Source organism: Paraglaciecola sp. T6c (genome assembly GCF_000014225.1).
Classification (GTDB): domain Bacteria; phylum Pseudomonadota; class Gammaproteobacteria; order Enterobacterales; family Alteromonadaceae; genus Paraglaciecola; species Paraglaciecola atlantica_A.
On sequence record NC_008228.1, the window covers coordinates 323,400 to 347,492 of the forward strand.

Genomic DNA, 24,093 nt, shown 5'->3' on the forward strand with positions numbered 1-24,093 from the left:
ATTTAACCGAAATAGGTAACGTATTGGGCATTGAATATTACGATGACGAGATTGGTCATCAACACCCTTTAGCCAGTGAAGCTTGCTGGGAGAGCATAAGGTTCGAACAGTGCAGGTTCGAAAAGCTTGATTTGAGGGAAGGGCAATGGCGCTTTTGTGTATTTGATGAATGTGAATTTGTCGATTGTGATTTGTCGCTGCTGGCATTGAACAATAGCCAGTTTCACAGTGCCATTTTTATTCGCTGTAAATTATTGGCAGTTGACTGGACGCAAGCAGATTGGACTAGTCATTTGGGAAACCCGCCAAAATTTAAAGACTGCATACTCAACTCCGGCTCTTTTTTTGGCTTGGCTCTGGGGGCTATACAGCTTATTGATTGCAAAGTGCATGATGTCGACTTTACCCAAGCCAGTTTGCGTAAAGCGCGTTTTGTAGGCAGTGAGCTAGATCAAAGCCGCTTTCATAATACGACTTTGACTTCAGCTGATTTCACCCAAGCCCAGGGTTATCAAATAGATTTAAGGCAAAATCGTGTAGATAAGGCACGCTTTTCTCGCGTTGAGGCGTTGGGGTTGTTAGCAGCATTAGGGATTGAGTTAGTAGACTAAAGTTTGCATTTTGTGAGTTGAGCTAACAGTATCCGTGCCATCTGCCATCTGCCATCTGCCATCTGCCATCTGCCATCTGCCATCTGCCATCTGCCATCTCATTCATGAAACGAGCCCTATGCAAGTTCAAGCAACTCACGCTTCTTCAATGGCAAAGCGATATTAGACTAATGGACAGGGCCTTCTATTTACATTCAAAGACTGGTGCAAACCATTTAGGGAAAGCCTGATTTAAACAAGCCGGCTCAACAAACGTCTCATCCAATGTAGTTAAATCCATCAGACTGCTGATCCGTTGTGGGCATCTACGTGTTATGGCATGGCTCGGCGAAATCGGCATTGATAGCACCGAGATTGATACGTTGCTGCGTAGTCAGGGAAGCGCGTTAACCGTTCTACGACAGTGTCCCCAAAACACACCACGCATATCTCAATATACTGGAGTCGGTAACAGCGACCTTCTTAGGCTTCTACATACATTGTCTAATCGTTAACCATTTTAGGTTGTGTTACTTTCTGCGCCTTAGAGATGGGAGCTTATTTTATGTAGCAACAAGGCATAGAAAACAATTCATTACACCGTCAGTAGTTTTTATCTGACGTGTGTAAAAAACTCTCAATTTTTCAGGAAGATACAGGCCTATTGATGATTAATAATAGGTAAGATAAGCAGTGAGGCAGTCGTTTATTTTTCTTTATCTTTATGATTCAAAACAGATTTTTAATTGGTGAACTCCTTATATAGCTTTTTGGCTTTAAAGGGTATCGATATTGCAAATACTGTTTTAGCACAAGACCTAAGGTCTTGTTTAACTATTAATTTTAAAGAGAGAAACCATGAAAACCTTATTGTCATTGACCACAGTAATCACTTTAGCCGCTGGTGGCTTTTTATTGAATGCGCAGGCTGATGAGAGTGTTTCCACCCAAAATTCCGCAGCAATGTCGGTGATGCCTGTTGAGCTACAGCAGTTAGAGGCAAAATTGACCGGCATGCAATATGACCTGTCAGACCGTAATACCAAATTGCGTGTTCAACGCGCCGCTTATTATTTTGGAATAGCGCGTAAACATGCCGACTCAGGTTGGAGTAAAATGGCTGTTGAACAAGCAACGCGGGGCCTGTCATTGCTTGAGTTAAGTAATATGCAGTACTTGCAAAGCGTTAACGTGCAAATGTAGTTTTCGCTAGCTTTCTGGCTGCGAGCATCAAGCGCAGCCTCGCCGTGTTATCTTTTTAGTTAGCATGCGCTTCGCTCAATCATTTGCCTGCAGCTACCACTAGGTTTACAACGAGCGCATCAAACATGCTCCGCTCAGTAATATTCTCGCTATCCGCGATCTTCAACTCTGGTCTTCTGGAAGCTAGGTCTTTCATATACAATTCAATGGCATGTGATGTGTAAACCCAATCTCTTGATCTTCATGACCTAACTGGAAAAACGATGCATCTACGATCCCGCTATTTAATGATTATTATGTGCTTTATCACCACCCTAGCAAATGCTGCTCGCTCGCCCTTCGAATTAGCAGGCAACAGCATTCCTGCAGGTGAGCAGCGTTCATTTTTTGCCAACGTTACGGATACTGATATGCAGGTCCCGATCACCGTTTTCCATGGGGTTGACTCAGGCCCGGTCTTGACCTTTTCTGCCGGAACCCATGGCGACGAATTCCCAGCAATCACAGCCCTACAACGCTTGCGCTCAGAGGTTGACCCAGCTGTACTCAAAGGAACGCTTATTCTTGTGCATGCGGCAAATTTGCCTGCGCTTCACCAATACGGCCTAAGCGCTCTGCATCCAAATGACAAAAAGAATCTAAATCGGGAGTTTCCTGGCAACGCCAAAGGTTCTGATACAGAGCGTCTTGCGCATTTTTTAACAGAAGAGATCATCGGCAGTAGTGACTATCTTGCTGACTTGCATTCAGGGAGCGCATATCAGCAACTATGGCCGCATATATACGCGCCCTTCGTGGGTGATAATGCACTAGATGCTCGCACTCTGGCCTGGGCCAAAGCCTCCGGCATGCGTCATATCATTTTATACGGTGACCGCCCAAGAGATCCCGCCAATTCAATTAGTTACCCGAATACAGCAATGACACGTGGCAAGCCCGGCCTGACGCTAGAGATAGGTGATCGTGGCCATAACGAAGAAGTAGACGTGCTGGCATATCTTGATGCACTGCGCCGTCTAATTGCGGGTATCGACATGCTTCCTAGCACCTTACCTGCTTCAGAAGGTCAAACTATTTACGAACAACTTGTCGAAGTAGAAACCCCAGTAAAAGGCTTTTTTGAGTCTAAGTGTGAAATTGGCGAATTTGTACAGCAAGGGGCGCTACTAGGGATAGTGCGCGATTACTTTGGTGAACCTATCGCTGAGCTTCGGGCGCCAAACCGCGGTGTGGTGTTGATGCTTCAAAACGCGCCGCCAGCGAACAAAGGGGCAGCGTTGATAACCATTGGTGTCCAGTAATTCACTGGGAAGTGCAAATGGTCTTTGCACTTCTGACTTTACTAATCTCAATATGAATTCCATGTTTCATGTTATCTTTGCTGGCATACAATGCGCTGCGAAGAGCTCTTCGTCGCTTGATGATGTTTAAAAGGGTTGCGTGATGATTAATACCAAAATATATAAAGCGGTTTATGGCCTATCTGAAAAGTTGATGACGGCTGCTAACAAGAACGACCAGAAGGCGTTTGATCGTCTTTACGATGAGTTGAAAGCACTTTGCCTTGAGCATCAAAATACCAATAAAGATCACCCTGAGCAGTGGGAAACACTGGCCGATTTCACCGAAGATCTAAGCGATGCAGTGCTTATTTACCAAAAAGCGTTAGACAAGGCTACGGCGATAAACTCGAAAGACCATATGTCATCTATCGCCTATTCGATGGCGAAACTGCAAATAGAGTTGAATCGCACAGGTGAGGCAATTAAGAACTTACAGGCTGCGAAAATCAGTGCCAATAAAATCGAAGATAAAGAGCTCAAAGCAGAGATTGATGAGTTATTAACGTCGTCGCTCATTGCCTAATTACATGCTTAGTTAAAGGCCGTGTATGCATCAAATTAACCCTAAAAAGTTACTCAACAGCAAATGGACGGCGGTAAGGCCCCAGAACAAAGAAAAGCACTTCATTGTCTCTGAAGTAGAGTTTGATGAAGAAGGTGCAGTGCTAATCTGCTGCATTGAAGCTGTGATGACAAAACGCGCTACCTCTATAGATTGGCAGGAATTAAAAAACAGCGGCCAATGGCAACAAGGTTGGAAATAGTACAGCTTACGATCCAGCTTTGCTTTTTTAGCGACTCAAATGTATCAGCAGCAATGACAGTAACAGCGGCGTATGCAGTATTCATCATCCGCGCAAATTAGCGCTCAGTGCCCACGATAGAATTTGTATATCTATAAATGAGCCAAATTACTGTTTTTCACGTAAAAGCGCGTTAAATATCAATCAGTTTTATATGCTCAGCAGCGATAATCGATTTTAATTTTGCGAATAAATCAGTAAGCTATCCAGCGTGAATTGGGTACAAGTTACCTTTCACTGTAGAGTTTTCCTGTGGTAGCTCAGTTTTTATAAAGTTAACAACATTGAAATTGACCGTGTATTGACGCCATAAAAGACGAGCCAAAAATGTCCTCCAAAAATATTGACCTAGTTAACTTGCGCCAAACCTTGTTTGCGCTGTTAAAACCAGAACGTTCTTTTTTCGCTGTCGTCATCGCTTATAGCGTAGTGATTGGCCTATTGACATTAGCTGTGCCAATCGCCGTACAAACCTTGATCAACACCATAGCCAATATCGCTTCAACGCGCGCGGTCATTACCCTTGCCATCGTGTTGTTTAGTACTTTGCTGCTGTCGGGGTGTTTCGCAGCGCTACGCATGCGGGTGATGGAGTATTATGAACGGCGCATCTATGCACGCTTAGTCGCTGATCTAAGCTTGCGCACTATCTTGGCTCCCCATAGCTACTTTGAGGGCAGCCAAAACACATCAATCACCCATCGTTATTTCGACATCATGACATTGCAAAAGAACGTCCCTAGTTTGATGGTTGATGGTATCGCATTGATCTTGCAGATGATTGTCGGTTTTACTCTGGTTTCTTTTTATCACCCATTTCTGCTGGCATTCAACTTGTGCGTCATTTTAATTATGTATGCAATCTGGCGACTCTGGTCAACTCAAGCAAAGGTTACAGCGGTGCGCCTATCTGAGTCTAAGTACACGACTGCGAAATGGTTGAGTAACTTAGCATCAGCAAACGACTTTTTAAAATCGTCTTCGCAATTTGATTATGCAGGCAAAAAAACCGAGCGCTACGTTTCAGAGTATGTGGATAATCACTCTCGCCACTTCTCATTCACCTTTAAACAAGTCGTTATGTTTCTGGTGCTTTACGCACTGGCAAGCTCGGCTTTGCTTGGTTTAGGTGGTTGGTTGGTCATTATTGGTCAGTTGTCCATCGGGCAATTGGTTGCCGCAGAGTTGATTATGGCCGCAGTATTCTTAGGGCTGTCTAACTTCAGTCATTATTTAAAGTTGTATTACGAGCTATATGGCACCGCAGACAAAATTGGCGGCGCTATCAACATACCTCAAGAGGCGTTAGAACAAACATCCAAACCTGCGCCAGCTGGCGGCGCACTTGATTTCAATAAGGTGATTATTAAGCGTAAAAGCGAATCATGCCTTATCGACAAACAAATCGCACAAGGGGATAAATACTTTGTCTCTACTCAGACCAATTGGACCCAGCGCAGCATAGTTAACTTACTCAAACGCTATGAGGTTCCCTCTTCTGGGTGGATAAATCTTGATAATAGCGACTTGTCTGATTACGACACCTACGATTTACGCCAAGCCGTATTTGTATTAGACCGCTCATTAATTATCGAATGTACTATCGAAGAATACATACACATGTGTGTTCCCGATGTAACCACCAGTGAGATAAACGCCACCATAGAAAGAGTCGGCTTAGCGGATGTGATCAGTTCGTTGCCGCTAAAGCTCAAAACGCCAATTTCGTCGGTAGGCACACCTTTGCAGCCACTTGAATTTATCTTACTAAAGTTAGTCGTGGTGATGCTTTCTAAGCCAAAAGTGCTGGTCATCAACCAGCATTTCGATGCGATCCCGACCATCAGACGAGAGCGTATTTTAGGCGTGATAGAAAGAACAGATCTAACCGTATTGTATTTTTCGAATGCACCAACGCCGGCATTTTTTAATGGCATTATTGAGTTAGAAAGCAAAAAAGAGCCCCAGCCCAATGTAAATACAAGTCAGGAGGCAGAACATGAGTAACGCCCATACTGATTTCATGGGGGCCATGAAAACGCTGAAAAGCTTGAAAGTCCCTAAAACCCATACAACCATTATCTGGCTGGTCGTAACCTTAGTCATCGCAGCAGTATTATTGCTTACCTTTACCCCTTGGGTGCAAACCGCCTACGGTACGGGCTCAGTAAATTCCCCCGATCCTTTGTACCGTATCCAGCCCATATCAGCTCTGCTCAATGGCCAAATTGAAACCTGGCACGTTAGAGAAGGCGACAACGTTAAAAAAGGCGAACCTATCGTCACTTTGGTCGATGTAGATTCAGACCGTTTAGAAAAGCTGCGTTCGCAACAAGTAGCCGCAAATCAGCGCTACGTTTCAAACAAATTATCTGTGCAAAATGCTCTTAGTAACTTATCAAGACAAAAGAAGTTACTCAAAGAAGGGCTAGTCTCGCAAAAAGAAGTTGAAGCCGTCGAAATTGCGCTTGAAAAGCTAAAGGCCGAAGCATCAAAAACAGAAGAAGATCTTGATACCCTTAAGATGACATTGGCCCGTCAAGAGACGCGTACTAAGTATGCACCAATGGACGGCACAGTCGTTAGGCTCCAATCTGGCGGCAGTGCGACTTATGTGACGGCTGGTAGTATTTTAGGCTGGTTTGTTCCGGCGAATATTGAACGCCAAATTAGTATTAAAATTAATGGTCTCGACGCAGCATTAGCCACCAAAGGCAAAAAAGTACGTATCCAGTTCGAAGGTTGGCCAACATTCCAATTTAGTGGCTGGCCCGGCATGTCAGTCGGCACCTTTGAGGGTGTGGTGTCGTTCGTTGAACCGGTCGCTGACCAGTTCGGTATGTTCACTGTGTGGATTGCCCCTGTGAATACAACAGTGGCTTGGCCAGAACACGAAAGCGCACGTTTGGGGAGCCGTGTCAGGGCGTGGATCCTCTTAGAGGAAGTCAGGTTAGGGTACGAGTTATGGCGACAATTAAACAACTTCCCTCCCGTGCGTTCGCGAGAAACCAGTGAGAGCTCAACCTGATGTATGGGGTTCTGATAAGTGCTTTAGTTTTACTCGGCTTTTCTGCGTCATCAGCGGCATTTACCTTGCAACAATACTTGTCGTCTGTGGCCAATAACCATCCAGAAATTCTCGCAATTGATGCCACCACAGGGCAGTACGGTGCTGACATTCAATACGCGGATGGTGCTTATGACGCAAAACTTGAACACAACAGCTTTTCGCGCGTCGCCGGTTATTATGATGGTTTGCAGGCAAGTCAAAAGTTCTCTAAGCCTCTTGAAGCATACAACGCGGAAATCTTTTCTGAATACCGTATTTCTGACGGCGATTTCCCTGTGTACGAACAAGAGTACGCGACCCTATCCGGCGGTGAAGCCTCATTGGGCGTGAAGCTGTCATTGCTACAAGGCCGCGACACCGACAAGAAACGCACCGCCATGGCCAGCGCTCGCCTCAAGTATAAAATGTGGAGCGAAGAAGCCAAACTTGCCCAAAGTGAGTTTTACTACTCGGCCATATTGGCCTACTTGGATTGGGTAGAAGCCGTTAGTTACTTCAACAAAATCGAGCAGTTAGTCGCGGTCAGCGTTAATCGCCAAGAGGGCATAAAAACCCGCGTCGCAGAAGGCGATGTGGCTGAATTTGAGTTGTTAGAGTTTGAAACCCGATTACTAGAGCGTCAATCGTCCTTGCTTGCCGCTGAGCGCAAAGTACGCGCTAATATGCAGAAATTGCGTTATTACATGCACAGTGGCGAAGCATTCGATGAGCAGAGCCAAGCGCCTAAAAGTGCAGCGAAAATCACCTGGCCTGCGTCATTTAATTTGGCGGTAAAAAGCAGTGATGTAGATAACCACCCGGCTCTGGCGGCGAAAGCCCTAGAGATGCAAGCTCTCAAGCAAAAAATGCGTTTGGCACAGGTGGCACTTTTGCCTAAGCTCGATATCGAAGCCAAAGTGGCGCGAGACATAGGCTCAGGCCCTACGTCTTTGCAAGACACTGAGGCCAAGATAGGCTTGTATTTTTCAGTCCCTTTTGACCGCACGCAAGCCAAAGCCAAAAAGAGTAGAACTCAGTATGAAATCTACGCTCTGGAATCAAAAACAAACGCATTACGTCAATCAATTGATGCAAAACGACAAGAACGTCTGGTGAATCTGTCCTATGCCAAGCGCTTGCATGATATGCAAACCAAGCAGGTCGTCTTATCACGCAAGCTCTTTGAACAAGAACAGCGGCAGTTTGAATTTGGCTCCAGCGATTTTTTTATGCTCAACAATCGAGAAGCCGATGCATTTCAAGCGGAATTAAAAGCCCTTACCACACGTATTAATGTGTTTCGTGAAGAGCTCGCGCTCCTTAAAATAAACGCCGTCTTAGACCATCCATTTATTCAGAAAACACTTAGAGCGCATACATTATCTATCAGGTAATCGCTGTTTGGTCACAGTCAGAGCAGGTCGCAGCATCTTTAGCTGGCTAAAAATGCTTCCATCTTAGGCTTTATTAACAAGGTCATAATGGGGGAAAGGACCAAGGCAACAGGCAGCACCATCAAGTAACTAGCGAGAAAGGCTTGGCTAAATTGTTGCCAGTCGCCCAAGCCGATATTGCGATACGTTGTACTCAGCGCCATGACGGCCTCCATGCTAAGCGCCATACCAAAACCAAAAATCAGATTTTTATGTAAGCTCGATAACCGCCCGAAAAAAGCCTCAACGACCTTGTGCATTGTCCACATGATAAGCACTCCCATAGGGAAAATCACGCACACCGCCTGCATAAACGAGAATGTCCACTGGCGTGAAAAATCGTCACTAAAGCCAATGTTTGAATACGTCATAATGCCAGTAAACGTGCCGCCGACGAGTGTGACCATTGCGGCCACAAGCAAAATTTTCTTCAAGGTTTTATGCATGATGTCTACCCACAGTCCGTTAGATCCATAATTGAAATTCGAAACGTGGATGATAAACATGTGGTTGATAAAGTCAACTATTTTGAGGTTTCTTTTAAATCACCCCTTGCTCAATCATCGCATCAGCCACGCGACGAAACCCGGCAATATTAGCGCCTAATACTAGGTTTCCATCTTCACCAAATTCTTTGGCCGTTTCACTCGCCGCGATAAATATATTTTTCATGATCTGTTTGAGTCTTTGATCCACCTGCTCAAAACGCCAAGTTTGCATACTGGCGTTTTGCGCCATTTCTAACTGACTGGTAGCGACACCTCCAGCATTCGCGGCCTTACTTGGACCATAGGCAATGCCTGCATTTAAAAATATATCAACTGCATCGTTGGTCGAGGGCATGTTCGCCCCTTCGCTGACCAACTGGCAGCCGTTTTCTATTAACGCTTGAGCATCTTGGAGCGTCAGTTCATTTTGGGTAGCACAAGGAAAAGCTGCATCAGCTTGATAGCGCCACACTGCGTGACCGTCAAGAGGATAATCAGTAACAGCTGTATGCTGGGCCTCAGGATAGGTTTTAAGGTACTCTAGCAAATCGCAGCGACGGCCTTCTTTCAGTCGTTTGATTAATTTTAGATCTATTCCGCTGTCATGAAAAAGCGTGCCAGAAGAGTCACTACAACTTATCGGTGTAGCGCCTAGTTGATACAGTTTTTCCATAGCATAAATAGCGACGTTGCCCGCCCCTGAAACTAAACAACGCTTGCCTTGCAAATTATCGCCGCGCTCTTCAAGCATATAATCCGCAAAATATACGGCGCCAAAGCCAGTCGCCTCTTTTCGCACTAATGAGCCGCCCCACAGCAGACTTTTACCGGTCATTACGCCCTCGTATCGACCTGTTAAGCGTTTGTATTGGCCAAACAGATAGCCAATTTCCCTCGCACCCACTCCTATATCCCCGGCAGGAACATCACAAGTGGGCCCTATGTGGCGATAAAGCTCACTCATAAAAGACTGGCAAAAGCGCATGATCTCGGCGTCAGACCGACCCTTGGGATCAAAATTAGACCCACCTTTAGCGCCACCGATAGGCAACCCTGTTAATGCATTTTTGAATATTTGCTCGAAGCCGAGAAATTTTATAATGCCTGCGTTTACAGTCGGGTGAAAACGTAACCCCCCCTTATAAGGGCCTAACGCAGAATTAAATTCAACCCGATAGCCTTTATTGACTTGAATATCGCCATTGTCATCCACCCAAGGAACACGGAACATAATTTGGCGCTCGGGCTCCACTATGCGCTGGATAATGGCTTGCTGTTGATAGTATTGGTTCTTTTCTAGCAGTGGTTCCAGCGAATGCAACACCTCTTCAACTGCCTGATAAAACTCAGACTGCGCCGGAGTACTGAGCTTCAAATCCGTTATTGTTTGTTGAATATATGTCATTCATTACCCTCTTTATTTTGCTTTGCTTATGTCGGTTGAGCTCTCTAGCGCTTTCTACTTTCTACCTTGATAATTTCCACAGACTGCTGTCCGCGCTGGGTTTGCCATTTAATGCATTGGCCTGTGCTAAGACCAATCAACGCCGAGCCTATCGGCGCGAAGACTGAAATGCTGTCTTCAAACTTTACGCTGTCATGGGGTAAGCATAAGGCTTTGGTAAATACTTTTTGACTATCTAAAATCTTAAACGTGACCTGGCTACCAATGGCGACCACATTTTCTGGTAGGTCTTTACACGCCACTATGGTTGCTCGGTCTAACTCGTTTTCGATCGCCCGGATAGCATCATCGGGCAATTTAGAGCGCTCAAGTTGGTATTCAAGTTCTGCCAAATCGGCAGTAGAAATAATAATGTCTGGTTGTTTTTCCATAATCTCTTTTCTTCGTGTTAACTAAAAAAACTCGATTAAGCCCCTTACGTTGTCTGGCTACTTTTGTTTTTCTTTGCGCCTTTGCCGTCACAAAACGCTAAGCGATTTAACAGCGAAGATAGCGCCATAGGATTTAATAAAATCCGTGAGTCTGCGTCTTGCAGCATAAAGTCAGGTGGACAAAGTAAGGTTTTAAACGATTTTAAAATACGCATAAGCACGGCAAATTATCCAACCGAACTGATGACTAAAAACAAACAAAAAGGGACAGCTGCCGAGCGTAAGGACTACGCTCGGCTTAATTTGGTAAGGTGAGTAGGTTACTCTTTATGAAGTTGATGTTGCTATTCTTAAACATGATTTCCTCGACGTATGTACTCGATGATAGCTCGCTTAAAAATAAATACAACAGTCAAAATAGGGTGTATTTTTAACACCGTTCTTTGCATTATCAGTTCAGTGCTAACCCCCTGGTTTACTTGGCGACTAGATTTTTAACGGCTTCATCAAGATCTGCGTAATGGGTCGATTCAACAAACCCAATTGAAAAGCGTTGTGGGGTATTAAGGAACTTGTCTTTATTGCTGCGGCCAAAACCCAGCACCGTCATATAAGGGCGACTCACGTAATCATCAGAGTGGCTATCTTCTAGCGGCTTATCCTTTAACTGCATCTTATCTGCTTGCTTATGACCAGGCTGAACTTCATCTTCGTGGTGTAACAAATACAACATGCGCGGTGATTTTTCATCACCAAAGGCAAACCATTCTGGGGTGGGTAAATCGCCCTTGAATGATTCGTTGATCGGGTGTGGCTGGTCATCTGCTGAGTTATACCAAAAATCGCTTTCATTCATGAGTCCGCCGGGGACGCCTTCGTACTGCACCCAATAGTGATAACCTTCGCTCACTTTTGTCATGGTAAAATCGCATCTGTCTGGGTAAAAGTCCCACTGGCCTTGCCATTTTGCATTGCTTGAAGTGAAAACAATTTGAACGTGCTCAGCGGTTTCAATGGTTACTTTTGAGGTAGAGGGGTCTGTCCCTGCATTCATGGCGTGAAAATAACTACCATCTTGTTTATGTACGGCGTTTGGAAAACCCCGATACTCACCCTTCCAACCAGTGCCTTCAATGTTATTAAAGCCAATCCAATCGACACCATCAGCGTCAAGCAGGCTCGACAGCCCGCCACCTTGCTTTTCAAGATAGAAAGTCGCGTTGGCTATTTTCACAATATACGCTGGAAGCTCGCCCGCTGACTCATCAACCCCATGAGTAAGGGTAACTAATGTTGGGCTGGTCTCCATTGCTTTTTGAGCAGTGTGTACATTGCTATCACCGCGCGTGTTGCAGCCTACGCTTGTTGCAACACTTGCTATGACCAGCATGGATGCAAGATGTTTTGTTGTTAAGCTGAACATTGATTACCCCTTTTCTGCCTGAAGCGAATCACGCTTTGGCTTAGCGCTATTTCTTAACAAATAACCCATTACTAAAATGGTTATCGCACACAAGCCGAATACCATGCGACCCCACATCGGGTTGGGTATCAACATCATTACGACCATACCGCCTCCCATAAACATCACCATGGAGCCCAATTTGTGGCGTTGTTGTTTGTCGTATTCGTCTTGTTCGAAGTCGGCAATGACAGGCGTCTCTAGATCGGTAAAGAAGCGATCTGTTCCTTCTTTATGCTCGTCTCGTTCCTCTTGGTAGAAAAACGAAGTTGAACAAAAGAACCCTGCGGTGATCACTAAGTGCGCGGCGATGGTAATCATCAAATTAACGTCGATTGATTCCCGGCGCGTAAAGGCTTGCTCTAAGCCTATCCAATTGGCAAATACTTGTGGGGTGAATACGTTGGCCGTTAAATACGATACCAGCATACCGATTATCACCGTTACCCAAGGTGCCCAGTTCGGCGTTTTCCTTACGAACAAGCCGAAGATTAATGGTACGAGTAACGGCACTTGGACCATTACCGATACACTCATCATCAGCTCAAACAGGCTTAGTTCTTTCAATGACTTAAAGAACAGTGCCACCACAATGACCAGAATGCCGCTGATGAAGCTCACCCAACGACTGACCGTTAGCAGTTGTTTGTCACCTACGTTCTTTTTCTTTTTAAGCAAAAAGGGTTGGTAAATACTGCGCACAAAAATACCGGCGTTTTTATTCAATGCCGAGTCCATCGACGACATTGTTGCAGCAAATAACCCTGCGAGTAACAAACCAACAGTACCCATCGGCATAGCGTTTCGGGTAAACACCAAATACACCGCATCGGCCGCTTTGTTGCCTAATTCAGGGTATGACGCCGCCGCATCAGGGTATAAAATCGCTGACGCCCAAGGCGGTATGAACCACACTATGCTGCCAATTCCCATCAATACCATGGCCAGCAGTGCGGCTTTGCGGGCATTGTCTGAGTCCTTTGCGTTTAAAAATCGAAAGGCGTCATGCATGTTCATGATGGTGATCATTTGCTTGGCCAAAAAGAAGATAAAGGTACCGACTAAAATTACCCCGTAGTTCATATCAGGGCCCATCACAAAATCGGTTGGAAAGTTTTCTACCAGTTCGACTGGGCCGCCCACCATCACGAGGGCAACGATGGCACACGCCACCGAGATAACCGCTACGATAAGGGTTTGCACAAAGTCAGATGCCACAACGCCCCAAGCACCAGACAGCACCGATACGAACACCACGGTTAACCCGGTCACGATTATGGTTAAGGTAATGTCCGCTTCAAACACGGCGCTGGCGAATACGCCTAATGCGTTTAGCCACACACCTGCGTTGATAAAACTAAAAACGATTAACGCCCAAGAAAAGAATTGCTCGTTTTGGCTACCGAAACGCCGTTTAATACCTTCTGTTGGGGTATCAACCCGCATCTGGCGAAAGCGTGCCGAGAAATACGCCCAGCCACAAAAATAAGCAATGGTATTGGCGAAAAATACCAAGCTAATTGCAAAGCCGTCGGTAAAAGCCTTGCCCGCAGCCCCTGTGAATGTCCATGCGGAAAATTGCGCCATAAACGCCGTCGAGCCAACCATCCACCACAACATGCGACCACCACCACGAAAGTAATCACTGGTGGAGTTTTTCGCCATATTCTTAAAGGCAAAACCAATGCCCAGGATCAATAAAAAGTAGCCAGCGATAACCAAGTATTCATAAAACATGAAAAGGCCTTTTATTGAAGATGACTAACGTCAACCCAATTATCATTTTTACGAATAATATCAATTAGTTGTTGATATTGAGCACCTTCTTTAAACGTTTGATAGGGAAGTACCTTTTCCCCTCGAATATCTTTAACTAACTCGCGAATAAGGTAGCGCCAATTACGCTCTGTATCGCCTTCGCCCTGTGGGGTGTTTTCGACGATATCATCCGGTAACGGCAACCGCGTCCAATGGTTATTACAGTCGTAAAAATACAAAGGGCCGCTGCCATAATGACCTTTGATGTAAATAGCGCCCTTGCTGCCATAAATAACAATATGATCTTCATTGAAACGCGGATGCAAACCGCCATGCTTGAACAACACAGATACCGGCTTTTCGGCCAATGCGCTTTCGAGTTTCGCTAGCACCGTATATGACCATTCCACATTTGATTCTCCCCATTTTAAAGCGGGGTCATTGAGATCGTCAGGAATATAATCACGGCGCTTTTTGAAGTTGTGCACACCTTCCACTATTGGTGCTCGCCCTAAGTCATCACGCACCTCGCCCATTACCGACAGTATTTTTTCACCGATGATTGAAGTGACAATCGAAAGCTTATGGGTAAAGTTATTATTCAAACGCCCGCCGCCGTCTTCCTTACGATGCGACCATCCAAAGGGAATATCTCGCTCTAAATTGAAGTGCGAAATACACTCCACTTCTAGTGGCTCGCCTATGGCTCCCGCCGCCACAATTCGCTTAGCGTATATGACATCAGGCATGTACCTAAAACTGGCCGCGAAAGCTGTTTTTACGTTCTTCTCAAGCGCTAATTCATGTAGCTTTTTAGCGGACTCGCCAGTCGCGGTCAAAGGCTTATCGCTAAACACGTGGCATCCAAACTCAATGGCTTGGGTAATCGCTTCCTCATGAGCCCCACCTGGCGTGGCAATAGACACCACATCAGGCTTACATTCAGCCAGTGCCTCCTGCCAATTTGTGCCAGCAAAAGGAATATCCATGTCTTTAGCGACTTGTTCGACAACGCTTTGCGTTCTGCCGACAATACCCACCACCTCAGCGCCGACCGACCTAAACGCATCTGCGTGGCCTTGCCCAGCGAAACCTGTACCTTGTATTAATACTTTTATGCTTTTACTCATGCTATTTATCTCTACTTATCAAAGACTAAATTCATAATTAAACATGCTGAATTACCAATTCCATACAGTGCCATCTTCCAACCTGCTGACCGGCAAATACGAGCGTTTATAGGGATATTCTTTCGCGGCTTGTTCGTCAAAATCTATTCCAAGGCCTGGGGCCTCGCTGACGTTTGCCAAACCGTCTTTCACTTCTACTGTGTGTTTAAAAATCCGCCTGGAGTGCGCATTGCCAAAACCAACAAATTCTTGAATACCAAAATTGGGTGCCCACAAATTTAAATGCATGTGGGCAGCAAAACACACAGGAGAGAGGTCTGGTGCGCCGTGAGGGGCGGTTTTTACGTTATAAATACTGGCGAAGTCGGCAATGCGGCGAAGGGGAGTAATACCACCAGCGTGGGTCGCTGCTACACGAATGTAATCAATCAGCTGATTTTGAATCAGGTCTTTGCAGTCCCAAATGGTGTTATAGGTTTCACCAATCGCCAGTGGAGTGGTGGTGTGTTGGCGTATGATTTTGTAGCTGTCTTGGTTTTCAGCGATCGACGCATCTTCCAAAAATAGCAAATTGTACGGCTCAAGTAATTTGCCTAAACGCGCAGATTCAATAGGCGTCAAGCGGCTGTGCACATCATGTAATAAATGCACGTCGTTACCAAAGCGCTCTCTAGCTTGTTTAAACAAATCCACTACCATGTTGAAGTATTTTTGCGTCGACCAATCTTCTTCTGGGGGTAACGGCCTGCTGCCTTGCAACTCAAAGTAATCGGCCTTATCGCCAAGTACGCCATACGTCACATTCAACCCTGGCACTGCGCATTGTAGGCGCACAGCCTTGAAGCCTTGGGCAATATGCTCTGCGGTTTTGTCTAGGGTATCGTCAATCGTTTCACCACTGGCATGGGCATATAAGGTTACGCCTCGGCGGCTTCTACCACCAAGTAATTGATAAACTGGCATATTTGCGGCTTTGCCTTTGATATCCCACAGGGCCATATCAATCGCAGCAATAGCTGCCATGTTCACAGCGCCTTTGCGCCAGTAAACACCTCTGTATAAATACTGCCAGATGTCTTCAATATCGTGGGCATTTCGACCAACTAAACAAGGCGCAACATGCTCTTCAAGATACGCAACGACCGCCATTTCACGGCCGTTAAGCGTTGCATCGCCTAAGCCGAATATCCCCTCGTCGGTGATCACTTTAACGGTAACGAAGTTTCGGCCTGGGCTGCAAACAAACACCTTCACTTGGGTAATTTTCAACTGACATCCTCTTATCATCATCTTCGCATGAGCTGCTAACGATTTGCCCCACATAGCAATGCTGACACGCTCTGTGTGTGGCAAAAATGCTCCGAAATGTTTAGCAAAACACCTACTAAACCGGTTTAGTTGAACAAATTAGCATAATCCCGCAGTATGTCAACACACCAAGCTACCTCATGTGCTGAAAAATCAAACAATGGCAAAAGTAAAACTTATCGACGTTGCTCAGCTTGCTTCCGTCTCAAAAAGTACCGTATCTCAATACCTTAATGGCCGATTTGACTATATGTCGAAGGAGACCCAAATACGCATTCGCGCCGCAATCAAAGAATTGGACTATGTACCGAATCCGATCGCGAGAAACTTAAAAGCTGATAAGACCAAGACTATTGGGGTGATCGTGCGTGATATTACCGGCTTTGATACCAGCAGAACGATCCGAGGAGTAGATGACTTTTGCAAAGGGTGTGATTACAACGCGTTAATTTACAACACAGATTTTGACCCTGAAACCGAAGCAAAATCGCTTGAAGCGTTATACCAGATGCGCGTCGATGGGATCATTATTGCCTCGTCGGGACAGAATAATACGTTAATATCTGAGTATATAGACAAGGGCATGCCCATAGTGCATTTTCAATTGGAGCATGATGGCAGTGAGAAAAATTTGATCCTGTCTGATTATCGACAAGCCGCTTTTGATGCCACCGAATACTTAATCAAACTGGGTCATAAGCGCATTTGCTTTATGACTCAAGATTTTAAGAATGTGAAATCCAGAAACGAGCGCTACTCAGGCTATGTCGCAGCCCTTAAAAAATACGACATTGTTCAAGATCCTGCGTTAATCCAGTACTGGCAACGAGAAACAGGCTTTGATCACTCACCAAAGAGTGTGCTTGAGTCAGCCGCCGCGCCCACTGCTTTTTTTACCCAACACTTGGCCATTACCACCGAACTATTAACGCACTTAAATCAAGAAAACATCACTATACCCGATGACGTATCCCTAATTGGGTTCGACGATATCCCCATGGCAGAGTTTTTCAAAGTCCCTGTGACCGTTATCAAACAGGAGCCCTACATCATAGGCAAAGAAGCCGCCAAGCTATTACTAGAGAAGGTAAATGACAAAAACAGGCATTCACAGAAAATCATGATCTCTTGCTCTATCACCGAAAGGCAATCCTGCACTGCGCCAAAGGCAAAAAAATACAGCTAATTTCATGACTCGACTAAAACGGTTTAGACTCATTTCAGAAAATAGTTAGCCACTGAGTATTTATTTGTTGGAGTTGAATTTAATGAATTTGGTGGAGGTATAAAAAAACCGACTAAGAAGTCGGTTTTTTGCAATCTGACAATGCTGTTTTTGCGCCCTAAAGGCTTAAATGAGCCCTTGGGCCTATACGGCCTATCCCGCTAAATGCAAAAAGTGCAGATGGCGATGATACTGGTCGATAATATCGTTGATAACCGCGACTTTAGACCAGCCCATGATGTCGTAGTTTTGCCCACCTTCACTTAAATGTACGTCGGCCCGATAATAAGTATTCTCGTCAGCTGAGTCCTCTGCTTGCGAATCACTTGATTGGCTATACTCAGGCATGTGGTGAATAGTTGGGTATACCGCATAAATAAACTCGGCGTCTTCGCCATGTTTAACGGTTAGTGTCACGGATTCTGTTGATTGGCTGATCTCTGCTTCGATATGTTTAAGGGTTAACTCTTGGGCCACCGAATCAAATGCCTGTTTAACCGTTTGCTCAACAAAACGCTCTACAGTTGTTTTATTTGGGAAGTCGACGATGGTTTGCAAACGCTCTTTCCAGCTGTCGTTGCCCGCATTAATTTGTCCAGAAGGGGCATGCAAGGTCATACTTGCGCGCTTAAACTCCTCTACCCGCAAGGCTTTGATTAAGCCATACATAGCAATGATTAATATCACCGCAAACGGCAAAGCGCTAGCAATGGTCATGGTTTGCAAGGCACTCAAGCCGCCAGCCATTGACAAAATAGCCGCCACTAAACCAACGCCTCCCGCCCAGTAAATACGTTGCCACACTGGGGTGTCATTTTGGCCGTTCGAGCACAACATATCCACCACCATTGCGCCTGAATCGCAAGAGGTCACGAAGAACACCACAATCATCAGCACTGCTACACCGGATATCACGTTAGACCAAGGAAAGTGCTCAAGGAATAAGAACAGCGCCACCGGCGTGTTATCTGTGGCTAATTTGACCAGCTCTGTGCTGCCCTGATTCAGTACTAACTCAATCGCGCTGTTACCGAAAATGGTCATCCAAGCGAGCGTAAACATTGAGGGGATCAACAGCACGCCAATCAGGAATTCGCGGATAGTACGGCCCTTGGAAATTCGCGCGATAAACACCCCTACAAACGGTGCCCATGCTAACCACCAACCCCAGTAAAATATGGTCCAACCGCCTAACCAATCTTTCTTATCATAAGCAAATAAGTTAAAGGTATTACGCACTAAATCAGACAGGTATGCGCCAGTATTTTGCAGCATCGCTTGTAGCAAAAACACCGTCGGGCCGACCAATAAAATAAACAACAATAAGCCCACAGCCAGAAGCATATTGAGTTCAGATAACATACGTATTCCCTTATCTAAACCACTGACAACAGACACAATCGCCAAACCCGTAATGGCAGAAATTAATAGTAGTTGATAGCCTTCTGACACCGGAAAGCCAAACAAGTAATTAAGACCTGAGCTAATTTGCGTGACCCCTAAGCCCAAAGACGTGGCGACACCAAAAATAGTACTGATGACGGCAAAAATATCGACTACATTCCCCCGCCAGCCATAAATTTTCTCACCAATAATAGGGTACAGGGCTGAACGTAAGGTCAGAGGTAAATCGTGGCGGTAACTGAAATAGGCTAGAATGAGCGCGACTACAGCGTATATGGCCCAAGCATGCAGTCCCCAATGGAAGAACGTCATTTTCATCGCTTCACGCGCAGCCTCAATGGTGCTGGGGGGTGCCGTGGGTGGGGCTAAAAAGTGCATCAATGGCTCAGCCACGCCGAAAAACATCAACCCTATGCCCATACCCGCAGCAAACAACATGGAAAGCCAAGAAATAAAGGAATAGTCAGGCTCTGAATGGTCTGGCCCAAGTTTGACCTGGCTATGGCGTGATACCGCCAAGTACAACACAAACATCAAAATGCTCGCCACGGTCAATACATAAAACCAACTGCCGTTATCAACGATAGTAGATTGCACCTGTGAAAAGGTTTGGTCTGCAAATTCAGGGGAGATCAACGCAAAAAGGAGTAAAGCGACAATCACGCTTGATGCCCCAAGAAAAACAATTTTATTCAGATGTTTAGAAGAAGCGATAGGATTCAATCTGTTTACCTTTTTCTGTCGCTGCTTTAAATACGCTGAGGCGCAACAGCTTGTTCCAACTTGTGTTTTTATAGTACCACATGCACAAGTGAGATCTTAAAAGTCAAAAATATGAAAAAAAATCACTGAAAATCGTCAGTTTGGTTCAATCGTAAAATAAAAAAGATAACTGCGAGTGACCGCTCAAGTGCTAAGCGATTGATTTGCATATTGCGTATTGCATATTGCGTATAGCGCACAAGCTAGCAGCGCCATGGGGCATAGACAGCAGATGTAAGGTTCTAGGTTCAAAATGAATGACGTTGCGTGCAAGCATCAAAGAAGTGCCTTGCAATGTACACCAGTAGCGCAGCTAACGTTTAGCTGCGCTGTGATTTTCCTCGTTACTTATTAATCGTGGTCATGCTCATCGTGGTCGGCCTCTGCTATTCCTAACCAAGTGATGCTGTCAGGGGCAAAATCGAGTTCGATGTCACTTGTGATGGTTAACGTTTCAAGGTCAATTTGTAGGATATGCTGTGCAATAGGATCTGCGATATACACGTAATGACCATTTTGCGCTACTGTCATGCTAAACGACATGCCTTCTGGCATGGTGGATACATCCTCTTCAGTGATATCTAAACGCGCGTGTAGTTCCCAGTGCTGCCCCCCGTCTTCTTCATGGGCTTCTAGCACATTCAAATAGCCTTCGCTGTCGAGGACTAAAAAGGCATCGCCTTCATGAGAGAATGCATAGGATACAGGATCCGCTGGGCTTTCAGGCTGCCACTCGAGCTCTTCCATGGTGCCTTGTGATGGGTTTACAGCGATTAGCGTAGCTTCACCGCCGCCGTGACCAGATGCGACACCAATCAGTGATTCGCTTTCTTCATGGCCGTATAACGTACCAATGCGTAGGCCATCTAGTATATCGATATTGGCGATTTTTTCTGCTTCGTATTCGCCGTCATGCTCATGGGCCACAAGTACTCCATCAGTACAACCAAATGCAACGTAATCTTCGTTTTGTGCAGCCCCGTGTAAGTCAGGGCACAATACGTCAAGTACCTGTTCTTGCTCATACTCGTCGTCATGCAAGTGATAGACGCCTACTTGGTCCGGTAGAATTTTCGCAGCAGAGGTGCTTTCAGCGTCATCACGGCGAATGGTAGCGAGCAGATATTCCCCTCGAGCTTCGGCTACGCCATGCATATTCACGGTGTAATCTAGCGTTGGCAGTGGATCTGTTTCACTGCTTATTTGCGTATCTGTGGCAACTTTCACTGATGCTGGTGTTCCTGCATCCGCGTCACCGTCAAAAAACACCGCCAATTGACCATCATGACTTAAAATATGCGTAGGACGGCTTCCGGCGACCTCAAAGTCGCTCATGGCAGGGCTTTGCTCATAATCGTGCAAATGCGCGGTGTGATCTTCTTGCCACATACCACCGTCGATAAAGCCAACATAGTCTTCGCTTCGGCTAGCGATAACAGCGAAACGATAGTCTGCAGATGAAGTTAGGGTGTTTGAGGTGTGAATTAGGCTGAAGGTGTCTAATAGTTCACTGTCGTCTAAATCAAAAATACTGGCTACGTTACTTTCGCCAGAAAGCACCGCAATACGCCCCATTGAATCAATTAGAAACTCATCATTGTCGTCGTGGTCATGATCATCGTCATGGTCATCATTAGGTACTTCTATTGGATCCTTTTCGATGAGGGTGGTTTCTGCGTCACCACAACCTGTGAGAAGTATTGCGCCAATCGCCACGGCGAGAAGATTAAATTTATGTGTGATAGTCATTGTATATTCCTTTTTATGTAATTGAGTTTTGAGCTAGAAGTTGCCTCTGATGCCAACAGAAATGCTGCGTCCCGGACGTGGTGCAATGTCTTTTAAGAATGAGGTGTGAACTCTGGCCTCAGTGTCAGTCAGGTTATTGCCTTTAAGAAAAACGGCAATATCGTGACTAAAAACAGGTAGGTAATAAGACACACTCGCATCGATCAAGGTGTAGCCACTGGTGCTGGTTTCGTCAGATGAAACACGATCTTGTTCTTGGTAGCGGGTGATATCTAAATGCGCACTCAAATGTGCAGTTTGATAACTAAATTGTGTACCAAAGCGCAGTGGTGGCGTACGGGGTAAGTCTCCACCGTCTTTTAAACGTGCGCGCACGTAATCTGAGAACAAGGTTGCTTTGAATTCATCGGTTGCTTGCCAGGCTATTTGTGCCTCAAACCCATGTAAAATGACGTCATCAGTTTGAAAAATATAAACCGGTAATTCGTCTGCATGCTCGTCTTCTTCGACACCGCTTTCTTCATGCTCGTGTTCATGATCGTGGCCGCTTTCGGCAAACAAACCCGTGGCTGTTTGGTAGTAATAATTGTCCACTTGGTTGTAGAACGCGTTGAATACGAACCCAATGTCTCCTTGGGTTTTACGTAATGTGAGATCGATATTGTTGGCGGTTTCAAGATCGATATCTTTTGAGGTGAGGCCGATACTTGAACCTTCGTCATTTAAGGCGAAAAGTGCGCCCACTTCATAGGTACCCGTACCAATATGCGCGCCGAAGGACAACAGTTCAGCTGCAGAAGGGGCACGTTCAGAGCGTGAAATTGACAATCCTAGGTTGTAACCCGGTGTAAAGTCCCACACTAAGCCCGCGGATAAGCTCACTGGAGTAAATTCGTGATCTAGCTCGAAAACGCGTGTGACAGAGGCTTCTTCTTCATGCTCGTGGTCATGATCGTGCTCATCTTCTTCAGCTTCGTCGTCGTGGGCGTGCGCTTCAAGCGTTGGCAACAACACGTTATTTGCATCAATAGTGACACGCTCAATGCGGGCACCAAATTGCAATAACACGTCACCAAAGTGTTTTTCTTCCATGATGGCTAAAGCAATGGTTTGCGCTTCTGAGGGCGGCGTAAATGCTTCTTCGCCTTGAGCAGCAACATCACTGTTTTTGTAATGAATACTGAGCCCACCGTTCCAATCAGCAAATGGGGTATGAATAAAGTCGAGCTTTAGCTCATGTGTTTCGTTTTCGAATAAAGTGCCAACAGCGCCTTCTTCTATTTCCGCGTGTTCATAGTCGGTAAAACCGCCGCGTAAGTTAATCTTGCTGAGCCATTCGTTATCAAGGTTTAACTCACCTAAAAGCTGTACGCGGGTTTGTTCTAAATCAGCGTAAACGCTTTCGTCTTCGCCTCCGTGCGAATGCCCGGGTATGCCATACTCGCGGTTAAATTGCTCAACGGCCACACCTATGTATCCTTGGTCCATTAGGTAGCTAGCACCTAAGGTGATGCCATCAGATTTTTCTGAACTGTTCTTAACCACGTGCTCTTGGGGCTCGTTTGAGTCAGCATCTGGTGCCACCGGAACGTCATAATCATTTGATTCTCGCCAATAGCCATCGGCGTAAAACCCAAATGACTCATAGCCAGTGGTCACGTTAAATGAGCCAAGCTTTTTATCATCAACCGAGCTGGTTTCGAGTAACCATTCGCCGCGAGTGGTGTTGTCACTAGGTACTCGACCGTCGACTACGTTAACTACGCCACCAACAGCACCACTACCGTAAAATAATGTGGCAGGACCGCGCAGCACTTCAATTTGTTGAGATGTCGACGCTTCACTTGCTACCGAGTGGTCCGGCCCAACTCTTGATACATCACTGACGTCTAAACCGTTCTGTGAGATCAGCACCCGGGGGCCGCTTAGACCACGGATGATAGGGGTACTTGCGACACCTCCATGAAAGTTTGATTGCACCCCAGGAAGCTTTTCTAAACTGTCACCCAATGTCGAGGCTTGTTGACGGCGCAAGGTTTCGCCTGATAACACACTCACAGGAGACGCTGATTCCATCACCGACATATGAATGGGTGTGGCGTATACGTCAATTACTTCGATAGGCGAGCGCTGCAGAATAAATTCTATTTGCCTCGTGCCTTGTTCTGGCACCGAAATATCTTGATGTAGATGGGCAAAGCCCGGTGAAGAAATATGTAGCTCGTTCTTACCTTGCGTTAACTCTGTGAACGTAAAACGGCCTTCTTGGTCGGTGATAGTTTCAATGCCGACACCTTCTACTTCTACCGTTGCTCCAGCAACCGCTCGGCCATCATTATTAACTACTGTGCCTTCAATGGTTTGCGCTAAAACACTGGCTGGCAATAGCACGCTTATTAGGGCTGCTAGAGGAGATATCCTATTCATTTTATGTTCCCGTGTGATGTTATATTGTATCATTTATCAAATGTTATGTTATATTGTAACCAATTGAAAGGGCGCAAAACCAAATAATAAGTGAATTCATCGAATGCCTTTAGGGCAAGCCAG

Annotated in this window: 19 protein-coding genes; 9 read left to right on the forward strand and 10 right to left on the reverse strand. The window is 45.7% G+C overall.

What is annotated here, in order from left to right; genetic code table 11:
- Positions 1-23: 23 nt before the first annotated feature.
- The 8 genes from PATL_RS01415 (at position 24) to PATL_RS01450 (ending at position 8,382) form a co-directional block, all read left to right on the forward strand.
- Entirely contained in the window at positions 24-611 is a 588-nt protein-coding gene (locus PATL_RS01415; protein ID WP_011573207.1) for a pentapeptide repeat-containing protein, read from the forward strand.
- 837 nt (positions 612-1,448) lie between these two features.
- The gene (locus PATL_RS01420; RefSeq protein ID WP_011573208.1) at positions 1,449-1,793 is read left to right on the forward strand and encodes a hypothetical protein; all 345 of its coding nucleotides are present in this window, start codon (positions 1,449-1,451) and stop codon (positions 1,791-1,793) included.
- Between the two features lie 263 nt (positions 1,794-2,056).
- The gene (locus PATL_RS01425) at positions 2,057-3,094 is read left to right on the forward strand and encodes a succinylglutamate desuccinylase/aspartoacylase family protein (protein ID WP_011573209.1); all 1,038 of its coding nucleotides are present in this window, start codon (positions 2,057-2,059) and stop codon (positions 3,092-3,094) included.
- A gap of 142 nt (positions 3,095-3,236) precedes the next feature.
- Positions 3,237-3,659 carry a hypothetical protein gene (locus tag PATL_RS01430; RefSeq protein ID WP_011573210.1) on the forward strand — a complete coding sequence of 141 codons (423 nt, stop codon included), beginning with the start codon at positions 3,237-3,239 and terminating at the stop codon, positions 3,657-3,659.
- A gap of 25 nt (positions 3,660-3,684) precedes the next feature.
- Complete coding sequence (locus PATL_RS01435; RefSeq protein ID WP_011573211.1) at positions 3,685-3,900, forward strand: TIGR02450 family Trp-rich protein; 216 nt, start codon at positions 3,685-3,687, stop codon at positions 3,898-3,900.
- 366 nt (positions 3,901-4,266) lie between these two features.
- Positions 4,267-5,946 carry an ABC transporter transmembrane domain-containing protein gene (locus PATL_RS01440; protein ID WP_011573212.1) on the forward strand — a complete coding sequence of 560 codons (1,680 nt, stop codon included), beginning with the start codon at positions 4,267-4,269 and terminating at the stop codon, positions 5,944-5,946.
- Positions 5,939-6,967 carry an efflux RND transporter periplasmic adaptor subunit gene (locus PATL_RS01445; RefSeq protein ID WP_011573213.1) on the forward strand — a complete coding sequence of 343 codons (1,029 nt, stop codon included), beginning with the start codon at positions 5,939-5,941 and terminating at the stop codon, positions 6,965-6,967. Before PATL_RS01440 ends, PATL_RS01445 begins: the two co-directional genes overlap by 8 nt.
- A complete protein-coding gene (locus PATL_RS01450) occupies positions 6,967-8,382 on the forward strand; it encodes a TolC family protein (protein ID WP_011573214.1) in 1,416 nt (471 codons plus the stop codon). The genes PATL_RS01445 and PATL_RS01450 overlap by 1 nt, the downstream gene beginning before the upstream one ends.
- A gap of 38 nt (positions 8,383-8,420) precedes the next feature.
- On the opposite strand, the gene PATL_RS01455 is transcribed toward PATL_RS01450, so the two are convergent.
- The 7 genes from PATL_RS01455 to manD form a co-directional block, all read right to left on the reverse strand.
- Entirely contained in the window at positions 8,421-8,867 is a 447-nt protein-coding gene (locus PATL_RS01455; protein ID WP_011573215.1) for a DUF2798 domain-containing protein, read from the reverse strand.
- A gap of 94 nt (positions 8,868-8,961) precedes the next feature.
- Positions 8,962-10,314 (reverse strand): NADP-specific glutamate dehydrogenase, encoded by a 1,353-nt coding sequence (gene gdhA / locus PATL_RS01460; protein WP_011573216.1) that lies wholly within the window; start codon positions 10,312-10,314, stop codon positions 8,962-8,964.
- Positions 10,315-10,358: 44 nt separating this feature from the next.
- Positions 10,359-10,745: a GreA/GreB family elongation factor gene (locus PATL_RS01465; RefSeq protein ID WP_011573217.1), complete on the reverse strand. Its 387-nt coding sequence runs from the start codon at positions 10,743-10,745 to the stop codon at positions 10,359-10,361.
- Between the two features lie 475 nt (positions 10,746-11,220).
- Entirely contained in the window at positions 11,221-12,168 is a 948-nt protein-coding gene (locus PATL_RS01470) for a hypothetical protein (protein WP_011573218.1), read from the reverse strand.
- A 3-nt stretch (positions 12,169-12,171) separates the two neighbouring features.
- On the reverse strand, positions 12,172-13,944 hold the full coding sequence (locus PATL_RS01475; protein WP_011573219.1) for a sodium:solute symporter family protein: 1,773 nt from the start codon (positions 13,942-13,944) through the stop codon (positions 12,172-12,174).
- Positions 13,945-13,955: 11 nt separating this feature from the next.
- Positions 13,956-15,095, reverse strand: coding sequence for a Gfo/Idh/MocA family protein (locus PATL_RS01480; RefSeq protein ID WP_011573220.1), 1,140 nt, complete (start codon positions 15,093-15,095; stop codon positions 13,956-13,958).
- 51 nt (positions 15,096-15,146) lie between these two features.
- A complete protein-coding gene (manD, locus tag PATL_RS01485; RefSeq protein ID WP_041714173.1) occupies positions 15,147-16,364 on the reverse strand; it encodes a D-mannonate dehydratase ManD in 1,218 nt (405 codons plus the stop codon).
- A gap of 199 nt (positions 16,365-16,563) precedes the next feature.
- Here manD and PATL_RS01490 point away from each other — a divergent pair, with 199 nt between their 5' ends.
- Positions 16,564-17,589, forward strand: a complete 1,026-nt coding sequence (locus PATL_RS01490; protein WP_011573222.1) for a LacI family DNA-binding transcriptional regulator — start codon at positions 16,564-16,566, stop codon at positions 17,587-17,589.
- Between the two features lie 192 nt (positions 17,590-17,781).
- On the opposite strand, the gene PATL_RS01495 is transcribed toward PATL_RS01490, so the two are convergent.
- The 3 genes from PATL_RS01495 to PATL_RS01505 form a co-directional block, all read right to left on the reverse strand.
- Positions 17,782-19,755 carry a BCCT family transporter gene (locus PATL_RS01495; RefSeq protein WP_041713148.1) on the reverse strand — a complete coding sequence of 658 codons (1,974 nt, stop codon included), beginning with the start codon at positions 19,753-19,755 and terminating at the stop codon, positions 17,782-17,784.
- 390 nt (positions 19,756-20,145) lie between these two features.
- Positions 20,146-21,543 (reverse strand): hypothetical protein, encoded by a 1,398-nt coding sequence (locus PATL_RS01500; protein WP_011573224.1) that lies wholly within the window; start codon positions 21,541-21,543, stop codon positions 20,146-20,148.
- Between the two features lie 33 nt (positions 21,544-21,576).
- Entirely contained in the window at positions 21,577-23,970 is a 2,394-nt protein-coding gene (locus tag PATL_RS01505; protein ID WP_011573225.1) for a TonB-dependent receptor, read from the reverse strand.
- Positions 23,971-24,093: the final 123 nt, after the last annotated feature.

Excerpts from the sequence above, each read along its gene's own strand:
- PATL_RS01465 (WP_011573217.1), bottom strand. The coding sequence starts at position 10,745 with ATGGAAAAACAACCAGACATTATTATTTCTACTGCCGATTTGGCAGAA.
- PATL_RS01455 (WP_011573215.1), bottom strand. The coding sequence starts at position 8,867 with ATGCATAAAACCTTGAAGAAAATTTTGCTTGTGGCCGCAATGGTCACA.
- gdhA (WP_011573216.1), bottom strand. The coding sequence starts at position 10,314 with ATGACATATATTCAACAAACAATAACGGATTTGAAGCTCAGTACTCCG.
- PATL_RS01420 (WP_011573208.1), top strand. The coding sequence starts at position 1,449 with ATGAAAACCTTATTGTCATTGACCACAGTAATCACTTTAGCCGCTGGT.
- PATL_RS01440 (WP_011573212.1), top strand. The coding sequence starts at position 4,267 with ATGTCCTCCAAAAATATTGACCTAGTTAACTTGCGCCAAACCTTGTTT.
- PATL_RS01435 (WP_011573211.1), top strand. The coding sequence starts at position 3,685 with ATGCATCAAATTAACCCTAAAAAGTTACTCAACAGCAAATGGACGGCG.
- PATL_RS01490 (WP_011573222.1), top strand. The coding sequence starts at position 16,564 with ATGGCAAAAGTAAAACTTATCGACGTTGCTCAGCTTGCTTCCGTCTCA.
- PATL_RS01470 (WP_011573218.1), bottom strand. The coding sequence starts at position 12,168 with ATGTTCAGCTTAACAACAAAACATCTTGCATCCATGCTGGTCATAGCA.
- PATL_RS01450 (WP_011573214.1), top strand. The coding sequence starts at position 6,967 with ATGTATGGGGTTCTGATAAGTGCTTTAGTTTTACTCGGCTTTTCTGCG.
- PATL_RS01480 (WP_011573220.1), bottom strand. The coding sequence starts at position 15,095 with ATGAGTAAAAGCATAAAAGTATTAATACAAGGTACAGGTTTCGCTGGG.
- PATL_RS01505 (WP_011573225.1), bottom strand. The coding sequence starts at position 23,970 with ATGAATAGGATATCTCCTCTAGCAGCCCTAATAAGCGTGCTATTGCCA.
- PATL_RS01430 (WP_011573210.1), top strand. The coding sequence starts at position 3,237 with ATGATTAATACCAAAATATATAAAGCGGTTTATGGCCTATCTGAAAAG.
- PATL_RS01500 (WP_011573224.1), bottom strand. The coding sequence starts at position 21,543 with ATGACTATCACACATAAATTTAATCTTCTCGCCGTGGCGATTGGCGCA.
- PATL_RS01425 (WP_011573209.1), top strand. The coding sequence starts at position 2,057 with ATGCATCTACGATCCCGCTATTTAATGATTATTATGTGCTTTATCACC.
- PATL_RS01445 (WP_011573213.1), top strand. The coding sequence starts at position 5,939 with ATGAGTAACGCCCATACTGATTTCATGGGGGCCATGAAAACGCTGAAA.
- PATL_RS01475 (WP_011573219.1), bottom strand. The coding sequence starts at position 13,944 with ATGTTTTATGAATACTTGGTTATCGCTGGCTACTTTTTATTGATCCTG.